The 16,181-nt window shown below is 40.4% G+C and carries 22 protein-coding genes; 9 read left to right on the top strand and 13 right to left on the bottom strand.

Going from position 1 to position 16,181, the window contains the following annotated elements; genetic code table 11:
* Nucleotide 1 precedes the first annotated feature (1 nt).
* The 6 genes from RH88_RS00550 to RH88_RS00530 form a co-directional block, all read right to left on the bottom strand.
* Entirely contained in the window at nt 2-664 is a 663-nt protein-coding gene (locus RH88_RS00550; protein WP_005592710.1) for a type IV secretion system protein, read from the bottom strand.
* A 53-nt stretch (nt 665-717) separates the two neighbouring features.
* Nucleotides 718-3,084, bottom strand: a complete 2,367-nt coding sequence (locus RH88_RS00545; protein ID WP_138944237.1) for a VirB4 family type IV secretion/conjugal transfer ATPase — start codon at nt 3,082-3,084, stop codon at nt 718-720.
* Nucleotides 3,044-3,415 (bottom strand): hypothetical protein, encoded by a 372-nt coding sequence (locus RH88_RS00540; RefSeq protein WP_005592708.1) that lies wholly within the window; start codon nt 3,413-3,415, stop codon nt 3,044-3,046. Before RH88_RS00540 ends, RH88_RS00545 begins: the two co-directional genes overlap by 41 nt.
* A gap of 2 nt (nt 3,416-3,417) precedes the next feature.
* On the bottom strand, nt 3,418-3,702 hold the full coding sequence (locus tag RH88_RS00535; protein ID WP_005592707.1) for a hypothetical protein: 285 nt from the start codon (nt 3,700-3,702) through the stop codon (nt 3,418-3,420).
* Nucleotides 3,703-3,794: 92 nt separating this feature from the next.
* Nucleotides 3,795-3,971 (bottom strand): hypothetical protein, encoded by a 177-nt coding sequence (locus tag RH88_RS23660; RefSeq protein WP_005592706.1) that lies wholly within the window; start codon nt 3,969-3,971, stop codon nt 3,795-3,797.
* A 299-nt stretch (nt 3,972-4,270) separates the two neighbouring features.
* Nucleotides 4,271-4,645, bottom strand: a complete 375-nt coding sequence (locus RH88_RS00530) for a hypothetical protein (RefSeq protein ID WP_005592705.1) — start codon at nt 4,643-4,645, stop codon at nt 4,271-4,273.
* Between the two features lie 371 nt (nt 4,646-5,016).
* Here RH88_RS00530 and RH88_RS00525 point away from each other — a divergent pair, with 371 nt between their 5' ends.
* The 3 genes from RH88_RS00525 to RH88_RS00510 all read left to right on the top strand — a co-directional run bounded on the left by RH88_RS00525 (nt 5,017) and on the right by RH88_RS00510 (nt 8,131).
* Entirely contained in the window at nt 5,017-5,688 is a 672-nt protein-coding gene (locus tag RH88_RS00525) for an XRE family transcriptional regulator (protein ID WP_005592704.1), read from the top strand.
* A 435-nt stretch (nt 5,689-6,123) separates the two neighbouring features.
* Nucleotides 6,124-6,951 (top strand): hypothetical protein, encoded by an 828-nt coding sequence (locus RH88_RS00515; RefSeq protein ID WP_005592702.1) that lies wholly within the window; start codon nt 6,124-6,126, stop codon nt 6,949-6,951.
* 904 nt (nt 6,952-7,855) lie between these two features.
* A complete protein-coding gene (locus tag RH88_RS00510; RefSeq protein ID WP_005592701.1) occupies nt 7,856-8,131 on the top strand; it encodes an HU family DNA-binding protein in 276 nt (91 codons plus the stop codon).
* A 45-nt stretch (nt 8,132-8,176) separates the two neighbouring features.
* On the opposite strand, the gene RH88_RS00505 is transcribed toward RH88_RS00510, so the two are convergent.
* A complete protein-coding gene (locus tag RH88_RS00505) occupies nt 8,177-8,626 on the bottom strand; it encodes a hypothetical protein (protein WP_005592700.1) in 450 nt (149 codons plus the stop codon).
* Nucleotides 8,619-8,849, bottom strand: a complete 231-nt coding sequence (locus tag RH88_RS00500) for a DinI-like family protein (protein WP_005592699.1) — start codon at nt 8,847-8,849, stop codon at nt 8,619-8,621. Before RH88_RS00500 ends, RH88_RS00505 begins: the two co-directional genes overlap by 8 nt.
* Before the next feature lie 354 nt (nt 8,850-9,203).
* On the opposite strand from RH88_RS00500, the gene RH88_RS00495 reads away from it, so the two are divergent.
* The 3 genes from RH88_RS00495 to RH88_RS23655 all read left to right on the top strand — a co-directional run bounded on the left by RH88_RS00495 (nt 9,204) and on the right by RH88_RS23655 (nt 10,387).
* Nucleotides 9,204-9,743 carry a ParA family protein gene (locus tag RH88_RS00495; RefSeq protein ID WP_005592698.1) on the top strand — a complete coding sequence of 180 codons (540 nt, stop codon included), beginning with the start codon at nt 9,204-9,206 and terminating at the stop codon, nt 9,741-9,743.
* A complete protein-coding gene (locus RH88_RS00490) occupies nt 9,743-10,063 on the top strand; it encodes a hypothetical protein (protein ID WP_005592696.1) in 321 nt (106 codons plus the stop codon). Before RH88_RS00495 ends, RH88_RS00490 begins: the two co-directional genes overlap by 1 nt.
* A 147-nt stretch (nt 10,064-10,210) precedes the next feature.
* A complete protein-coding gene (locus RH88_RS23655) occupies nt 10,211-10,387 on the top strand; it encodes a hypothetical protein (protein ID WP_005592694.1) in 177 nt (58 codons plus the stop codon).
* A 646-nt stretch (nt 10,388-11,033) separates the two neighbouring features.
* Here RH88_RS23655 and RH88_RS00485 read toward each other — a convergent pair.
* Genes RH88_RS00485 through RH88_RS00475 form a run of 3 tightly spaced genes read right to left on the bottom strand, consistent with a single transcriptional unit; the run spans nt 11,034 to nt 13,873 of the window.
* Complete coding sequence (locus RH88_RS00485) at nt 11,034-11,672, bottom strand: hypothetical protein (protein ID WP_040757769.1); 639 nt, start codon at nt 11,670-11,672, stop codon at nt 11,034-11,036.
* Between the two features lie 16 nt (nt 11,673-11,688).
* Nucleotides 11,689-12,810, bottom strand: coding sequence for a hypothetical protein (locus RH88_RS00480; protein ID WP_005592691.1), 1,122 nt, complete (start codon nt 12,808-12,810; stop codon nt 11,689-11,691).
* Entirely contained in the window at nt 12,803-13,873 is a 1,071-nt protein-coding gene (locus tag RH88_RS00475) for a PD-(D/E)XK nuclease domain-containing protein (RefSeq protein WP_005592690.1), read from the bottom strand. The genes RH88_RS00480 and RH88_RS00475 overlap by 8 nt, the downstream gene beginning before the upstream one ends.
* Nucleotides 13,874-14,119: 246 nt before the next feature.
* Here RH88_RS00475 and RH88_RS00470 point away from each other — a divergent pair, with 246 nt between their 5' ends.
* Nucleotides 14,120-14,422, top strand: coding sequence for a hypothetical protein (locus RH88_RS00470; protein WP_005592689.1), 303 nt, complete (start codon nt 14,120-14,122; stop codon nt 14,420-14,422).
* Here the strand turns inward: RH88_RS00470 and RH88_RS00465 are convergent.
* Nucleotides 14,415-14,624 (bottom strand): hypothetical protein, encoded by a 210-nt coding sequence (locus tag RH88_RS00465; RefSeq protein ID WP_005592688.1) that lies wholly within the window; start codon nt 14,622-14,624, stop codon nt 14,415-14,417. The genes RH88_RS00470 and RH88_RS00465 overlap by 8 nt on opposite strands.
* A gap of 161 nt (nt 14,625-14,785) precedes the next feature.
* On the bottom strand, nt 14,786-14,938 hold the full coding sequence (locus tag RH88_RS22790) for a Hok/Gef family protein (RefSeq protein WP_005592687.1): 153 nt from the start codon (nt 14,936-14,938) through the stop codon (nt 14,786-14,788).
* A 420-nt stretch (nt 14,939-15,358) separates the two neighbouring features.
* On the opposite strand from RH88_RS22790, the gene RH88_RS00460 reads away from it, so the two are divergent.
* On the top strand, nt 15,359-15,538 hold the full coding sequence (locus RH88_RS00460) for a type II toxin-antitoxin system HicA family toxin (protein ID WP_005592685.1): 180 nt from the start codon (nt 15,359-15,361) through the stop codon (nt 15,536-15,538).
* Nucleotides 15,539-15,583: 45 nt separating this feature from the next.
* Nucleotides 15,584-15,997 (top strand): type II toxin-antitoxin system HicB family antitoxin, encoded by a 414-nt coding sequence (locus tag RH88_RS00455; RefSeq protein ID WP_005592684.1) that lies wholly within the window; start codon nt 15,584-15,586, stop codon nt 15,995-15,997.
* Nucleotides 15,998-16,181: the final 184 nt, after the last annotated feature.

Raw genomic sequence — 16,181 nt, 5'->3', positions numbered from 1 at the left:
GCTACAACCTTGGGCGTGGTAAGCCTTCGTTAAGGAAAATACGCGTTTGTTCACGTGCTAGTGCTGCACTCTCAAGCTGTTTTTGTCTTTCCATAGCTTCGGTCAATGCGTTATGCATTTGCTGATCATTTTGAATCAGCGTTTGTTCGTAGCTAATCGCGTTCGCCAAATCCTCTTTGGCCGCTGGCGTGGTCGCGGTATCAAATTGGCCGAGTAGTTCAGATAGGCGCTCGTAACGTTTTACTGTGTTTTCGTAAAATGTTGTCTTGGTGCGGTACATACGCAACTGATCGTTATAACGACGTTGCGTGATTGGATCATCTGAGTACATGTTAAATTCATGGCGAATATCAGCAATATCCTCCACGTTATCGTAGATTTTTTTCCAATCTTCTAAAGCAAACGCTTGGTTTAAGTTCGGATCATTCAAAAGGTCTTCAAAATCAAAGTGCCCGTCTACCATCTCTCGATAGTGTTCACCTTGAGATTGCATTTCGCTGAACTCTTTACGTGATTGCGACATGATTTCGGCGAACTCTTTCGCTTTTGTTGTCGCTTCCAGTGCCATTTGAGCAAGGTTTGCCGCATCAAAAGTTAATATTCCTGGTGCAGCTTGCACACTAAGCGGCATACCAAGAAGTAATATCAAAATTTGCTTTTTCATGAGAACTCCTAGTAAAAGAAAACGCCGCGAGTGCGGCGCTGGTTATTGGTGCTTTACTCTTTCGCAAAGGTTTTAATTGCTTGAGTGAACAGTGGTAGCCAAACGGCGGGATCGTCTCCGTGCTCCGCTCGTAATTGATCACAAAGTGCTAAACCTCGTTTGGAAGGCGATATGATCGCTAACTCTTCAAATCCGTTTAATTCCATCTTGGCAAAGGCGCTGCTATTGGACTGCTTGACTAAAAACGTCCATGAATCCTTAGCTAATGCTTGAAGCTTGGTAAACTCAGCCATAGTCATGTTACAGCGCTTATAGCTTTCAAATTCTGCATCTGGATTCGGCAAGTAGATTTTAGTGGCCGTCTGCTGAATGATGGCGGGGAAAATGTCACAATCTATCGCATCTTCTGGCGACTGAGAGCACAGCACCATGAACTCATAGTTAAATCGGCCAGATTTCAACACGTCTTTCATTAAAGCTTGAGTAAGAGGATAGTTGGCTGGCATCCAGAACTCTTCCACAATGGACATGAGTATTCGCCCCTCTTTTTGCATCAAAGATTTTAAGAAGAACAACACGCCAAAGATTGGCTCACAATAGGGTTTGTCCGCTCTACCTTCACTCAAATCGCCAATCAACAACGTCGTATCAAAGCCGATTTTATCCATAGTATCGGGATCAAAACGCATGACCGGTGAATCTAAACACCATGCAAATTGGCCGTTTTCACTATGACACCATTTACTGAGTCGAGCGCGCAATTCAGGCTCTTGCACTAATTGCAATAATTGACTAAATCCGCGATTTTGAGGTTCGCCGTCTAAATCCATCATGTTGTCGATCGCTTCTTTTAACTCTTTTTCTTCTGCACTGGTGCATATTCCGTTGTGGTCTGCGCAAATGCGAAGCGTCAAGCGTAGTAAGAAACTGCGAAGCTGAGGTGTATCCGTTAATTGGAATGGGTTTAACCCAGTGTCGATACCTTCTTCAAACGTGAAGTATTGGGCGCCAAATACCCGCATGAGCAGTTCTGTAGAACGCTTGTAATCGAGTGCGAATATCTGAGGCTTAAATCGTGAAAAATAAGCGCTTAATGCGGATTGAAGCGTTGTTTTTCCGGCGCCTGATGCACCAAGTAACATTAGGTGTCCAGGCATGGGTTCTCCGATAGCGTTGACCCCCAATTTCGATGCGTGGTAGTTAAAGTAATAGACACTATCTGAGACGTTTTTAAATGGCATGACGGCCGAACCGTCACCAATCGGATTTTCTTCTTTTTTTCCTTGTGAGTAGTTATGTAATGACCACCCACAAGCTAAGTTAGTCACTGTTCGAGGAATGGGTAACATGCGTTCTTCTGATGCTGGCATCATGCTTAAAAAACTGAATTGCGATTTAAGGTTAGAGCGCTTAAACGAAACGTTACGGCCAAGGAATGCGCTGTATAAATCGTTTCCGTCGTTGATTGCCCCTTCTTGGGTTTTTGAAAAAACCGCTAGTGAACAGTGGTAATCACCAAAGCTAATGTTGCCAATCGATGCTTCATCACGGCCAGTTTCTAACTCATTGACTTCATTCTCCGTGTGGTCACTGGATTTTATGAGGTTAAGCTGAGTCTTGATGCGTTTCACCGCTTCGGGCGGTTTCATGAATATCATCGATTGGGTAAGTACAAACTCGCAAGGTATGGCTAAAATAAAATCCCACATGCCGCAATGTGTCGTCATTGGGTAGCCGTCTAGCTCAAAAAATGAGGCATATTGCGACGTTGTACTGTGTGTATTTCTGATTTCGAGTAAGTCATAGCCAAAATGCCAATCTGAATCCCCCACGACTTCAACGACTTTATTCTGCGTCAGCGGGATGGTTCGGTCATTGTGGTTCATTAGAAAGCTAAGAAACTCGATGTTTTCCGCACGGATTGAATTGTTCTCTTGAGTTAATCCAATCAGAGAGGCTGAGAACTCACCTAAAACCGCTAAACCAATGTTGAGTAAATCGTAAAGTTCACGCTCGCCGGCTGAAAGCTCACCTTTATACCTATAGACAAAGGTTAGGTAGTAATCGGTGCTAAAGAACCGTTGCCCTTCAAAGGTCTTTAAATAACGGTCTGAGAAGTTTTGCACAAAGGCATTGTCAAACGAGTAGCTAACATCGAGTTTTTCCTCTCGCTTAATGATATGAGTCCATACCGCTAAGTTCGAGCCTTGACGTGTCGCTAGTTGGTTTAAAAAATTGCGGATTTTGTTAAAAGTCGCGTTGAGGCTGGCCGTTGATTCACATTCAAATGGTATTCCTTTAATGCGCATGGCCGCCATAAGGCGACCATCATCAAGGGTTATCATGTGTTCGTTTATGGGATACCCATATTTCGGCAGTTTATTGGTGATTGGAAGGGTTTTTAATCCATTCACGGACATGGTGCATTCTCCTCTTTTGAGGCGTGTCAGTCGAAGTGAATGACGTCACCATTGACCGACACTGTAAGCGATAGATAGCGGCTTTGGCTTTCCATTTTAATTCGGTCATGGCATTTGGGTTCTCTAAGCAAAGGATGCGAATAGCAAATAGCACAAACAAGAGCATTAGCGGGGTGATAAGCCCCATCACACCAAAAAAGAAGAATCCAACCCCTCCCGTCACCAACATTAAGGTCAGGAAAGCCAGTAACGTCATGATAGGGACGCCGAAGATAAGCGAGACTCGCGCCATTGCGTTGTGACTGGCGTATTCCTGAATCTCATTACTCATGATTAGCTACCAAAGATGCGCCACGCCCAATCAGCGCCCACGACAGAGCCACCGGCTGCGGCTGTTTTGCCAACTGACAGCATTACGTCATTCCATTGCTGTTTTTCGAACATAGCAAGACCGCAGTTGTAAGCAATATAAGCAAGGCTACCCGTGCCTAGAAAGCCGTAGAACCACTTACGAAAGGTATCAATGGCATCGGTAGCTGGCTCTAAACCACCGGCGGCCAATAGTGGAGTTGAACAAGTAGCAAAGATAATTGCTGCTAATAACACACGTTTATTCATTGTTGTGATCTCATTTAATAGATGAAAAAAAAGCCCGTTATTATCTGCACCAGAACGTATGTTCTTAATACAGCTAATAACGAGCGTTACAGCTAGGCATGGATATTTGATGTTGCGACTAAATGATAGTCTTGAGGCGCAACGCCTATATCACGCAAATCTTGAAGCATTTCGATGCGACGACGAGCGGCCATCACACATTTCATTCGTTCAGATTCACGTTGTCGTCGAATCTGATTTTTTTGGGGGAACGAGTTCGCAATAGTCATTGTGATTAATCCTATGCAATGAATGTTACCGCGGATTCGGTTGCAGTTAACGGCAGCAACCATGCCGTATTTCCGTAGATTGATAGGGTAATTTATTCATTAATGGTTTCCCAAGCCAAACTCATCCCTGCTCTAAAAGCCCCATGCGGGATACGTTGCGTCACATGCTTTGCTGGTTAGAGCAAAGTAGAAGAACGAATACCAATCACAGGCATTCGACACAGCAGTAAATAACCGCCGTGTGCTATGAACTCTTTTTGAAAAGTCAAAAGTGCATAGCGCACGGGAGGCCGTTGACGTTAGCGATAAAGCGCTTCCAAATAAACACGTTGTTTATCGCATTTTTTGGTATACCCAAGTGTTCGTAATGGATCGTTTTTACGGTCGATCTTATTCGCCAGCAGTAAGGCTTTTGTTACGTTGCAACTTGCGCTAGGGCACTGTAACAACGAAGCTTTAGTGTTGAAGCTTGAGCATTGTTTTTTGTTTATAGAAATGACGTTGATTGATATTTTTTTTGAAACTCGGTATTGCCTTATTTCGCAGTGAATACGCTGTCTCCAACTTTTCCGTGGTGCTTTGACGTATTTACGACGAGCAGATACTGGCAATGCAAGAGTGCCGGATAATTTCACAGCAAGTTGCTGAGTGCTTTCAATATCGAGTATTTTCATTGTTTTTTTCCGAAAAAATCTGTTCACATTAAGGCTGTCCAGACAAGCAGCCGCCCCTACCTCGCTTGCTAAGCGTGGGGTATGTTTGACAGTTAAAGGACTGCCGTCGATGAATCAATAAATGTAGCCACCAAGTTCAATGACTTGATGCGGCGATTCATCTCCCAGGCGAAAATGTTAAAGAACGAATGCGAAACTCAATAAAACCCGCTGTAAAGGGGATTAGAGTAACTTGCGATCACTGTATGAATGATCATGATTGTATATAATAAATACAACTCATTAAAAGTCAATGAAAATGGCGATAAAAAGCTAGTCAGGTAAATGAAGTTGGCGAATAAATTGTGTTATTAAGACGTATGCTTATAAGCATGGAAGATGTATCAAAGCGCATAAAGAAAAAACGGAAACTGTTAGGTCTAACTCAATTAGCTTTGGCTGATAAGTTGTGCGTGAGACCTCAAACTGTTTCAGGATGGGAAAGGGCATTAACAACGCCTAGTGGTCAGTTACTCGGTGAATTGTCTAAATGTTTGGGGGTATCTCCATCATGGTTGCTGTATGGCGAAGACGTTAAAGAAAAAGAAAAGTGCTGTAATTCATATCAGATATCAAAAAGTAATGAACTAGTTTGTTTCATAAAATTATTAGAAGACGTTCGTGCAAGTGCTGGCGGTGGCTATGAAAACTCTGAATGGTCAGACGTTGAAATGTATCCAATTCCTAGTGAAGTCCTTAACTTAGAATCGAATAAGAATGAAGTTTTTGCCATTCGTGCGCATGGTAATAGTATGGAGCCTGTTTTTTTTGATGGTGCAGTTTTAGCGGTAAACCCCAAAAAAAATAGAATTATAGATGGTAGAATTTTCGTCATCAGAAGCCATGACGGTTATAGAGTTAAGGTTTTGAAAGAGAGCCATAAGGGGGTTTTACTTGAAAGTTTTAACTCTGATTATCAGGATGAATTAATCAGTTGGAGTGAGTGTGAGGATTTAGAAATTGTGGGTGAAGTCTTTTGGTTTTCATCAAAAGTAAGTAATTAACAATGAAAAAAATCTTTATATAATAGGCATTTTTCCATATAATTTAGCCATAATGTTATCTGTTCTTTATAAGTGCATTACCTAGAGCACATACTACATAGATTCTATGTAGTGTATTTGGGGTAACATTTAGAGTGTGTTAGACCGCGAATCTAACGCGAAGCATTCGCAAAGAAACCGTCTCCCTGAAAGTAGGCGGTTTTTTTGTATCTGAAACAGATTGATTGATCTTTCTGATCTTTAAATATAAAATGTTTTTTCAATGCTTGGCTTCGCAACCAGGCATCCTAAAAATCTTTCAGGACAACAAAATGGAATTTCTCTTTCTACCTTGCTTCAAGCAAGAACATTCAAAACTCAGCTTTCAGTATCACTCAATAAGCAAATTTCACAGTTATGGTGAAAATATCGCTTTGAGTGCGAAAGGTGAGTTAAATGTTGGCAGATAACGCAGCCCCTACACTTACTAAGCCTGAATACGATAAAGCGTATCGAGCGAAGCGCAAAGCTCGTAAGCACGAGCTGATTGAGCTTTTTCAAGAAACAATCACTGTTCAGCAAGAAACCAATCAAAACTTTACCATCGGTTTTAGTTGTCGCCGTTTGTTACGTAGTGGTGAAGTGGTCAACCTACCCCATGAGTATGCGTTTATCTTAAAAGCGTGTCAGGAGTTTATCGATAACCCTCAACGGTTCCCTGCCCTTTTTGCTTGGGGTGGCGCTGCGGTCAATAACATCCAATGTCGAACGCTTATCTCTAAAACCTTAGCCTGTATCTTACCAAACACGGATCTGATTGGTGGCCGCATTGGTTTGCCAACGCTTGCTGGACTAAAAACAATTAGCTATGACCAGTTGCAAGAAGATTACGTCCTACGTTGGGGTGAATACATTTCCCCTAAGTCATTCGCTAAGGTAATGAAATATCTAAAGCGCGCCAATTATCTAAAAACAGAACGCATTAACGTGTGTGTCGATGATGTTGAAGGTACGGTGCGTAGTGCAGCAGCTTACAAACAATTCTCTGAAGGTTTCTTCCAGGATCTAAAAGTCGTTCGCTATAAAGAAATTTGCGCCCTTATTATAGCATCACGCAAGCGTATGGAAAAGAAAGGGCTACGTTTTGAGTGGCTTAGCTTCCGTACTATTGCATCAGGCGTACAAGATATCTTTAATGCTACGCGTTTAAATGATTATGCCAACAAGGTGACGTCACTGTTTGGTGGCTACGAACCTTCACAGTTTACCCCTGCCCCACACTAGATTTTTTCTTGTATCCGCTTAACGGCGGAGGCTTTCGCACGTCTCTAATACCGTGAAGAACAAAAAGTGAGCAACATTTTTGTTTATTGTTCCGTGGCCACAACGTCTTTCAGAGGATTTAGCAGTTTTTTTAACTGAGATCTTCATCCTTCCCCAAAGGTAGTGCAAGTAAAGGGGCTAAGAAAACAGTGAAAAAAGGTCACGGAAAAATAGACTGCGGTTATGTGTACTACGTAGTTAAACTTCGTATATACATAAATAAATACATAAATATTAAATGTGTTCACGATAGTTCAGGTTCGCACTGGCTGCTATATGCTTGCATGTAGAGCCAGTGTGAAGCCGACAAGCGTTAGCGCGTCAGTCTCATTCACCCACGGTTAACTTGATCGATCCTATAAAAAGAAATCGCTTCGCTCTTAAGTACCCTCAGCCAGCATCCGTTTATAAACACAAACGTTTATTTAACGGTCTAGCTGGCTGCGCTGAACCTTTCTTTTGTCATCCGACAGGAAACTATTGAGCATATACGCATGATCCCGTGGAACCACCACATAAAGACAGAGAATTATTTAACCTATAACGTAAACAAGATTCTGGCAGGGCTAAGGCTTAATTTGTGGCTGTTCCTTTCATTGGCCCTTAAACCGTTCTCTATGGCTTTTAGTTTGATTCTTACTCGCTACGCGAGCGCGTTCTGGTATTCGTCGCACAGCGACTCATGAGAAGCGACAGACGATAAGATCTTTTTTTGATCGGTATCGATCTTTTAACTATCAGTGAAGATAATGAGAGACGTGATATTTAAATTATTTGTTACAGCGTCACAATTAAAGCGTTTTTAATTGTGATTTTGATTCTTTCTAGTAAAATGTATGTACTTTCAATAAGATAGGTAATTGACGTGAATAAATCTGATTTAATCGAGCACATCGCTACTCAAGCTGAACTGACCAAATCACAGTCTGAAGAGGCGCTTAATGCTATCCTGAATGGAATTTCTGATGCTCTCGCATCTGGTGATGACGTCGCTCTAATTGGTTTTGGTTCTTTTAAAGTATCTCAACGTGCTGCTCGTACTGGCCGTAATCCGAAAACGGGTGAACCGATCGATATTGCTGCTAGTCGCGTTCCTGCCTTTAAAGCCGGCAAAGCTCTTAAAGATGCTTTAAAGTTTTAATGTGATTAAGCCGTGATAGTATTTCATATATCACGGCTTTTCTAATCATACCTGGTTTGCTTGCGATGGCAATCCAAGAGCTAATCGCCATAACTGACTTAGCTCTTCCGGCGCTGTTATGGTTCTACCCTTTTCGTATATTTTCATTGTGTAGACTATCTCTGGTTCCGGTCTATTCACCTCGGTGCATACCTCAATTTTTACTGCTTTTTCATCGTTCTTTCTATATTCCATTGGTGCCATCTTAGCGACAATCTCACTAAAATTGATATATTGGTAAGCCCTCTCTTTTTCATTCTCTAATTCATGGGCGATCGCCTGTTGTATAGACAATCCTGTTTTCAATCTTGCGATCAAGCGTGGTATTGGTATTTTAAATTTGCGGCTTATTGCTTGTATTCCTACCACTCCGTTATATTCGTAGGTATTCCATCGCTTACCATGCGAGTAGTAAATAGGCGGTTCATTTTCATTCTTTAAGTGACGACTAAACATGAAGCCACTCCTCTGCTTCATTGAACATTTCTTCAATTAATCTATTGGCGGGCTTTTTGTCGTCTTTGTGGCAAAAAATTTCTAGCTGATTATTTGTTCCCTTTCTTATCCTTATCTTTGCATTTGGATACACCTTTAATACTCGACGTTCCATTTCTTGTTGGATAAGAGTTAACCCGTTTCGTGGTAGTTGAGCTGTTGTTACCATCATTTCTATACGCATAAATCACCTTTTATGACTGTTTATATATACAGTGCTATTGTGGTTGTATATCCCTATTTTGTAAATGGTTTTTTATTACTTGAGCTTAATGTGTTTATTCAGCCTGTGATTGGAGTTTGGATGCAAGGGCATTATTTAAGTCCAACGGAACGAAAATGCACGCTTACAGGGGGGGAGCACCAACGTACCGTTGAGCTTCATAAACATACAAAGCGGTATCGGGGTTTGATTTTAGCGTTAATACAAAGTTGTATTTACCTTTACGTACATACGTCCGTGTATTTACGTCTTGACTTGCTTTTGTTTTGTATGTACATTGCTGTAATTACAAAAACGTGCATACATGGTAATTATATGAAATATATATTATTTTATTCTTCTAAAGGTGGAGTCGGTAAATCGACACATGCTAAATTAACACATTTAGTATTGGGTAATAATAACCAAAAGAAAGTCGCTGGCGATGATATGGATCCACAACAGCATTATGCTGATTGGATGGCTAATAATTCTCATTTAGTTTCATCTGAGGATGAAGCTGATTTTTTCATCTATGACACACAAGGTGCACATACTGAAAAAAACATTGAATTACTCACAGCCGTTAAAGATGTTGATGCTGTTATTCTTGTACCAGTTCGCCCATCAAAAGATGATATGAAAGAGGTTCGCAGGATTGTTAGCCGTTTGGATAAAATAGGCGTACTTGATAAAGTTGTTTTTTTTCTTAACGGGTGTGTCGCCAATTCTAATTATTCTGAATTTAAAGATGAGTTAGCGGCATTTGGGCGAGTTGCTAAAAAACAGATTAATAATAGGATTGCGTTTTCTGATAACCCAACAACTCGTGAGATTAATGATATATCAGCCCTATTGCTTGAGGTTTTGCTTTAATGGCTTTAGTAAAAAATGATGCAAAGACACTAGCTGATGAAGATCAGGGGCTAGGTTCTCACTCGGACTCGTATTTACAAAAATGTATTGACGTAACAGCCAAACCTTGGAAAGAAGCAAAAGATGTCGTAAATAATATGAATGTTGATGAACTTGCATCATTTGTCTCTGCTACATCAACTTTGGATTTATCTAAAATAGGGACGGTTACTGTACGATTAAGTATCAATGATTATGCATCTTTGCGTCTAGCTGCAAGTAAGAATGGTATGACTATTACAAATGCAATAGAAACCGCAATTGTTAGGATGAATAAATAAAGAGCTGTACATACATCTTTGTTATTACAATTATGTTTGTACATATTCGTAATGACGAATATGTATTTACTGTTTTGTAAATACCCTCTCAGCAGTAAGTTTGACGGCTCTTGCTGAGAGGGGCAAGTCAACCCATAGGAGATCAAGATGCAAATGAATTGTAGCATCACTCACACCCTAAACCAAAGCGCTACTAACGAAGAGTTAGAGAAGCTAGCTAGCATGATAGAACAAAAATGGTTCACGCCCAGTCAGCAACCAATTATTGCCGCCTTCATAAGCCGCAATGCGATCAAGAATTTTTTGGAGGGTTATGATTTATAATACTTTACCGTATGGCATTTTAACTTTAATTCAAATTCTTTAATTCAAATTCAGTGCGCGATATGCCTATTATGGTAAATAGCTAAATTTGCCCTTACTTTTGCCGCTTAGGGAACAGACCTTGCTACAAGGTGGCGAAAGTAGGGGCTTTCCTATCTAAGAACCCTCGAAATCATTCTGAAAGTTAATTACAGTTTTTCTCCAAATGTTAAGCGCTTGTGATGCGTTTTCATTTCGGCTCGATTACGCCCCGTAATCCCCAAAACGATCAGTTTTCTTACTTTTGGTTAAATTTGGTGAAAATTTACTTCTTAATCGTATGTGTACGATTAAGGCAAAAAAAGCCCTCTTGTTAAAGAGGGCGCTTCAAAGTGAAGAATAGTTGTATGAGTCGTAGTGTCTGCATAATGACGCTACATAAATATAATAGATCCATATGCAATAGAGTTAATGTGTGTATCAATTCTTAATGCGATACATATCAAGTATGTTTTTATTGGTCTACTTTGTGTTCATCACGTTAACTAGCTCGTTTAGAACATAAACATGGATCTGGTTCTTATATAGTCTTAGGAAATCAGATACATGTGATGACAACTCAATTAATTTTCATATTCACTGGGTAATATTTACTTAAATTGATCAGCTATTGGTTTATGAGCGTACTTTTGATTGATGGCAAGATATAACCCAGCAGATCATCTCGAATCCTTAAGCTACATGTTTTAGAAAGTTCAAAATCAACGGTATGACCATCAACATAAATTGAACTACTAAGTTTATCTAGCTTGTATTCTTTACCTTCTATAAGCTTCTCTAGAGATTCAAAGGCGTCTTTTATGCTCGTTATCTCGATACTAGCTTTCGCGGCTTTATCTATAACTACTCGACTAACTTTTACCTTTCCAGTGCCCTCAAGTTTAGCTTTGAGGTCACTTTCAAGTACGCCCTTAAACGTTTTTAAGTTCACTTCTGGGTTATAGAAGCCAACCTGAAATTCGAATAGCCTTGCGAAACAATCCAAAAACGACCTCATTGACTTAGGCGAGTTATAAATCACCATCAACAGTTTATTTGTGTCGAGAACCTCTATATGGAAACTAATATTCCTATAGGTAACGTACGATATCTCATCAATGACATTGCCAAATTGGTCATAGGTTTCATCGCTAAATTCTACTTTTTCTGAGTATGTGGCGTGAAGTTCTTCAGAATCACTCAGCGACACGCCGTGAAATATAAAGTCATGCTGCTCATCAGACTGCTGCCTTAATTTGGTCAGCATTTCTGATACACTCTTTTTACTGTTTATCAGTAGTAATTTCAGCCTCTGACGACTCATCTTCGTTCTCCCCTAGAGTTTCTGCTACGATTTCATCGACTATTGCACGCGCAGTGTCTTCGATGAGCCTAGATATCCGTAGCTCTTCTTCCTTGTCCAATTTGGACGGGTTTTTGTTGTACTCATTTTTGGCTTTATACTTAAACTTTCCTCTTGTTATATAAGAAAAATCCTCAAAAGTCTCAGGCTCACTGAACATTGCTTCAATCACATAAATGTCCGAACCCACCAGATCCTCTTCAAACTTCCATCTAATCTTGGATATGTAGAATCCACGACTGTAGAACTCTTGAAGCTCGCCAGACTGTAGTACGCCCTCACCTTTCAGTGAAGCTTTGCTGATATGTATGCCAGAATCCCCAGATTTGCCTTTTTCATCATCTGTTGGCTTCGGATGGAACACATAAACGTCAGTAACATCTATTAGCTTAAATCCGTCCAATCTATCCAGCAGTTTTCGGAAAAAGCTAGTACGGGCGTCAGGGTCTTCTATAGAAGCTAAATTGATACGAGTAGAGTCGAATTTCTGACCTGCTTCCTTTGCCGTAAATGCAACAGACTCACGAATTATTCTTTCGTACTCTTTTACTTTTGGATTATCTGGGTATCTAACCGTATAGCCAGAGTCCGTTTTTTCGATTGCTATTGTCGCTTCTTTCTTCACGATTTGCTTGAAATCAGATTTAGTGTAATCAGGCGTTTCGTACGCGATATCAACGATATAGTTACCGTTTTCATCTTCATGCCAGATACACAAATCCTTTTCTTCAGCGATTTGCTTTTTAAGAACGTTCAATGTTGTTTCTAAAGATTCTTTATCTACCTCGGTGGTATAGTCGCTCGTTGTTGTTTTCTCTTTACGCTGTACAACGCCCATTGCTGACGCAATCTTTTGATGGTCGTAAAAATCGTGATTGTACTTAGAGAACTCACGAGCGAGTTCTTCTCTTTTTGTTTCTGTCGATATGATTACGCCCCGAGAAAGGAATAAATCTCTAAGCTCTGAGTTGTTAATCTTCGAAGTATTAAGCGCGTCAAATAAAGCCTTATCAGTAACGCTATAAAGGTAATTGTTATGCATGGACGCCCTTCCAACCAATATCTTCTGAGTTATAGAACTCTATTTTATAAGTAATCAACTCCAGTTTTATATCGAGCCTTTGTCTCATATCTTCGTCATATCCCCACTCATGGGCATATTTTTCTAATGCTCGATTAAAGTGGGAGCGAGCTGAGCCACTGGTTTCAGTATGCGGTACTTTTAGTCGAATCTTATTTTTAACGTTTAGTAGCTGATACTTTGATAGCAAATCCAAGAGGTAGAGAAATTCGTTATCGGTGTTCGCATCTCGGTTGTAATAGACAACGTAACCAGGCTCATATACCCGTTCGATGTTACCGTTAACGATATCATACACTTCATCGTGTTTAATGATGATAAAAGGTGATGCCAGCATTTCGATCGTTGCGGGCAAATGTTTCTGGGAAGAAACCACCTTATGGAATGTCAATTCAGGATAGTAAAAACCAAACTCTTTTTTCGGGAATGTACTAAGACGAATCATATCGCTAATATCAGAGGCGATTGTCATCCAATAGTTAATCTGAATAGGCTCAACAAAATGAAGCTTTTTATCTTTAGGAACTGGTATTTTGGAAAGTTGAACAGGCTTAGCCGATCTACCTTTTTTTCCTTTTTCGCGTTTCGGCGGGTAAAAGAAATCGAAAAATCCTTTTTGGAATTCGTTGTCATGGTTGTAAACAAATAGCAATCCTCGGACTTCAAAGTCACCCGCAGGAATTAGGTATTTGCCTTGCCAGTGTGTGCTATTTTCTGCGCACTCAATCGTCTTCGCTAGAGAAATTAAAGCTTCTTCTATCTTTGCTGGGCTTATTGAACCCTTGCCGTAACTCTTTAAATCGGTATTAAAAAGAACATTCTTATTGCTGTAAGGGTCTTTATAGCCAAAGACTACATCTACAGGATGCGTGTGCTTTTGGTCTTTTTCTTTATCTACGTGCTTGTCCTGCTTTCTACATGGAAAGTCTTGGTCATACGGACCATATTGTTCCCATTTAAAAATGCTTAGTAAATTGGAAGATACAACTTTTGCGATTTCCTCGCGAGGCCCATTTTCAGCCATTAACTCTACCCCTAATATTGAAAATTAAGTTTCTTTCAAACTTAATGTTATAATATGCGAATGATTGCTTACCTTCTAGTGGTGAACTTAATGTGGTATTAAGTTTTTTCTCTTGATTGTGATTTGTCTTATCTAAAGCTGCGGCGTTAAGTTGGTCAACTATTGGGTAATAGCAAGTTATCTAGCGGTCATGTGGCGTGTGCTCACCAAGCGAACACATGGTTAAGTTTCTCTCCTAGATGTGTGATGTGCATCAATTTGCTTGTTGAGGTGTTGCTATTGGAATTTGACGATTGGGTTTGTCTTGAGGCTGGCGAGGACGATTATGTCATCGAACGCTTTGAGGTCAGAGTGAAAGGGAAAAAGCCGCTTGTGCTTAACAAGCCAAGTTATTCAAAACTCCTATTTGTTACTCAGCAATATCTAAATATCAAATTAGAGCCTGCCAAGCAGTTCATATGTGAATCTGTGCTCGATACACCTGACCCGTTGAGCTTTGATGAATACTGGCGGATGCGTGAAGTCCTTGAAAAGCACCTTGCTAAATAGCGTCATGCCATTTGCTGGATTGGCCTAATGTGATGCGCGTTAATTCTTTACCCATCAGGTCGGTTATCTCGATTTTATAGGCGTTTGCTGGCGCTGTCGCTTTAGCTGAACATTTTGCCGCTGGTAAGCCTTTCATAAAAACAACTTCCTTACTTAACTCGTTCTCTTCTACATCTTTGAAAATGATCTGAAATGAGGCCATTGCTTTACCTTACTCGATTGCTTTAATGCCTATATGATAACGGCGAAAGGTCTAGGACGTTTCGCCGTCATAACTATCACAACACAAACATGGGTGCTTATGGCCGTCACAAACAAAACTAAATCAAGGTGGGGATTCGGAATCCCCACCTTGTTCAGCTACTATCTCGATTCGTAGGCAAGCGTTGCTGAAATCACCGAGTTTCCATCCTTGAAGTGAAGCTCACAAAGTGTGCCCCTCGTCATCCATGTGAAACACAGAATCGTTAAGCAAATAACAATTAAGCCCAGTAGGGCGGTTTTATTTCGTGGCATACTATTGCCTCCTTGATTTGAATCGTAATAGAGGCTAAGATTTGTTTTGCGGAACATCTCTAAACCTCGTTAGTTTTAAACAACTTTCGGGGTTTTTTGATATTTACCGTCTGCAAAAAAATAGGATAATTGCTTTAGGTAAATCACCAAAAGCACCCGTCGCCATTCTAGTGCCTTTCTCCTCTACGCTCTATCTTTTTGTTTATTCAACTATTCCAATTGACCATTTTCTGATCCTTTAAGACATTCCGAGTTACCAACTAAGCCCATGCTTTTCGATTGGCTTTTACTCAGAACCAATAAACAGAGATCGTTTCCAATGAAATTAATGCTAGTAAACGGAGTTATTAGGGTTATAGTTCTTGTTTTGAGTTTGAGGTAGGGTTATAATAACCCTATGTTAAGTAATTCGGAGGTATAGTGAAAAGTGCAGACTTGATTAAACTCTTACAAAAAAACGGTTGGGAGTTAGTCAAAGTTCGAGGAAGTCATCACAAGTTTAGGCATCCAGACTTTGAAAACCCTGTAGTCGTGCCCCATCCCAAGAAAGACTTAAAAATTGGGTTGGTTAAGCAGTTAATGAAAGATGCGGGGCTATAAGCCCCCATCGCTGCACTAATAGCTATATCTAGTAAGGAACAAGTTATGTTATATCCAATCGCTATTGAAACCGGTGACAGTGAACATGCCTACGGTGTGGCTTTTCCTGATCTAAAAGGCTGCTTTTCTGCGGGTGATACGTTAGAAGAAGCGTTAGCGAACGCAAAGGAAGCGGCTGATTTTTATTTAGAGGACTTGGCTGAACGTGGCAATTTACCACCAAAAGCCGGTGATCTTGCTACTTGGCAATCAAGTGATGAATACAAAGGTTGGGCTTGGGCTGTTATCGACGTCGATATAGATCCCTACCTGGGGAAAGCTATAAAGATAAACGCAACATTACCAAGTTTATATATTAAAAAAATTGATGATGCGGTTTTAGCTCATCCAGAGTACAAAAATCGATCTCATTTTTTACAAGTTGCTGCTACTCGTGAACTTGAACGTTACGCCTCGTAATGGCAAAGGCTTTTTTATGGCTAAAGTCTAATGCAGCCTTCAGGCTGTTTTAGATAGCTTTAAATCAAAAAGCACATAGTCTGCGAGTATCCGATGTTGCTCCTAGGCCGGTTTGTCTTACCAATAAATATCAACACTGTTTTTTGTAGTGGTAATTTATTGATGCGTTTGCTTCAAAAATTCA

Source organism: Vibrio scophthalmi LMG 19158 (genome assembly GCF_000222585.1).
Taxonomy (GTDB): domain Bacteria; phylum Pseudomonadota; class Gammaproteobacteria; order Enterobacterales; family Vibrionaceae; genus Vibrio; species Vibrio scophthalmi.
The sequence above is the reverse complement of the archived record's forward strand: the minus strand, read 5'-3'. Positions and strand labels throughout refer to the sequence as shown.

Bases quoted from the DNA above. Each gene is read 5' to 3' on its own strand.
- RH88_RS00550 (WP_005592710.1), bottom strand. From the start codon at position 664: ATGAAAAAGCAAATTTTGATATTACTTCTTGGTATGCCGCTTAGTGTG.
- RH88_RS00545 (WP_138944237.1), bottom strand. From the start codon at position 3,084: ATGTCCGTGAATGGATTAAAAACCCTTCCAATCACCAATAAACTGCCG.
- RH88_RS00540 (WP_005592708.1), bottom strand. From the start codon at position 3,415: ATGAGTAATGAGATTCAGGAATACGCCAGTCACAACGCAATGGCGCGA.
- RH88_RS00535 (WP_005592707.1), bottom strand. From the start codon at position 3,702: ATGAATAAACGTGTGTTATTAGCAGCAATTATCTTTGCTACTTGTTCA.
- RH88_RS23660 (WP_005592706.1), bottom strand. From the start codon at position 3,971: ATGACTATTGCGAACTCGTTCCCCCAAAAAAATCAGATTCGACGACAA.
- RH88_RS00530 (WP_005592705.1), bottom strand. From the start codon at position 4,645: ATGAAAATACTCGATATTGAAAGCACTCAGCAACTTGCTGTGAAATTA.
- RH88_RS00525 (WP_005592704.1), top strand. From the start codon at position 5,017: ATGGAAGATGTATCAAAGCGCATAAAGAAAAAACGGAAACTGTTAGGT.
- RH88_RS00515 (WP_005592702.1), top strand. From the start codon at position 6,124: ATGTTGGCAGATAACGCAGCCCCTACACTTACTAAGCCTGAATACGAT.
- RH88_RS00505 (WP_005592700.1), bottom strand. From the start codon at position 8,626: ATGTTTAGTCGTCACTTAAAGAATGAAAATGAACCGCCTATTTACTAC.
- RH88_RS00500 (WP_005592699.1), bottom strand. From the start codon at position 8,849: ATGCGTATAGAAATGATGGTAACAACAGCTCAACTACCACGAAACGGG.
- RH88_RS00495 (WP_005592698.1), top strand. From the start codon at position 9,204: ATGAAATATATATTATTTTATTCTTCTAAAGGTGGAGTCGGTAAATCG.
- RH88_RS00490 (WP_005592696.1), top strand. From the start codon at position 9,743: ATGGCTTTAGTAAAAAATGATGCAAAGACACTAGCTGATGAAGATCAG.
- RH88_RS23655 (WP_005592694.1), top strand. From the start codon at position 10,211: ATGCAAATGAATTGTAGCATCACTCACACCCTAAACCAAAGCGCTACT.
- RH88_RS00485 (WP_040757769.1), bottom strand. From the start codon at position 11,672: ATGCTGACCAAATTAAGGCAGCAGTCTGATGAGCAGCATGACTTTATA.
- RH88_RS00480 (WP_005592691.1), bottom strand. From the start codon at position 12,810: ATGCATAACAATTACCTTTATAGCGTTACTGATAAGGCTTTATTTGAC.
- RH88_RS00475 (WP_005592690.1), bottom strand. From the start codon at position 13,873: ATGGCTGAAAATGGGCCTCGCGAGGAAATCGCAAAAGTTGTATCTTCC.
- RH88_RS00470 (WP_005592689.1), top strand. From the start codon at position 14,120: ATGTGCATCAATTTGCTTGTTGAGGTGTTGCTATTGGAATTTGACGAT.
- RH88_RS00465 (WP_005592688.1), bottom strand. From the start codon at position 14,624: ATGGCCTCATTTCAGATCATTTTCAAAGATGTAGAAGAGAACGAGTTA.
- RH88_RS22790 (WP_005592687.1), bottom strand. From the start codon at position 14,938: ATGCCACGAAATAAAACCGCCCTACTGGGCTTAATTGTTATTTGCTTA.
- RH88_RS00455 (WP_005592684.1), top strand. From the start codon at position 15,584: ATGTTATATCCAATCGCTATTGAAACCGGTGACAGTGAACATGCCTAC.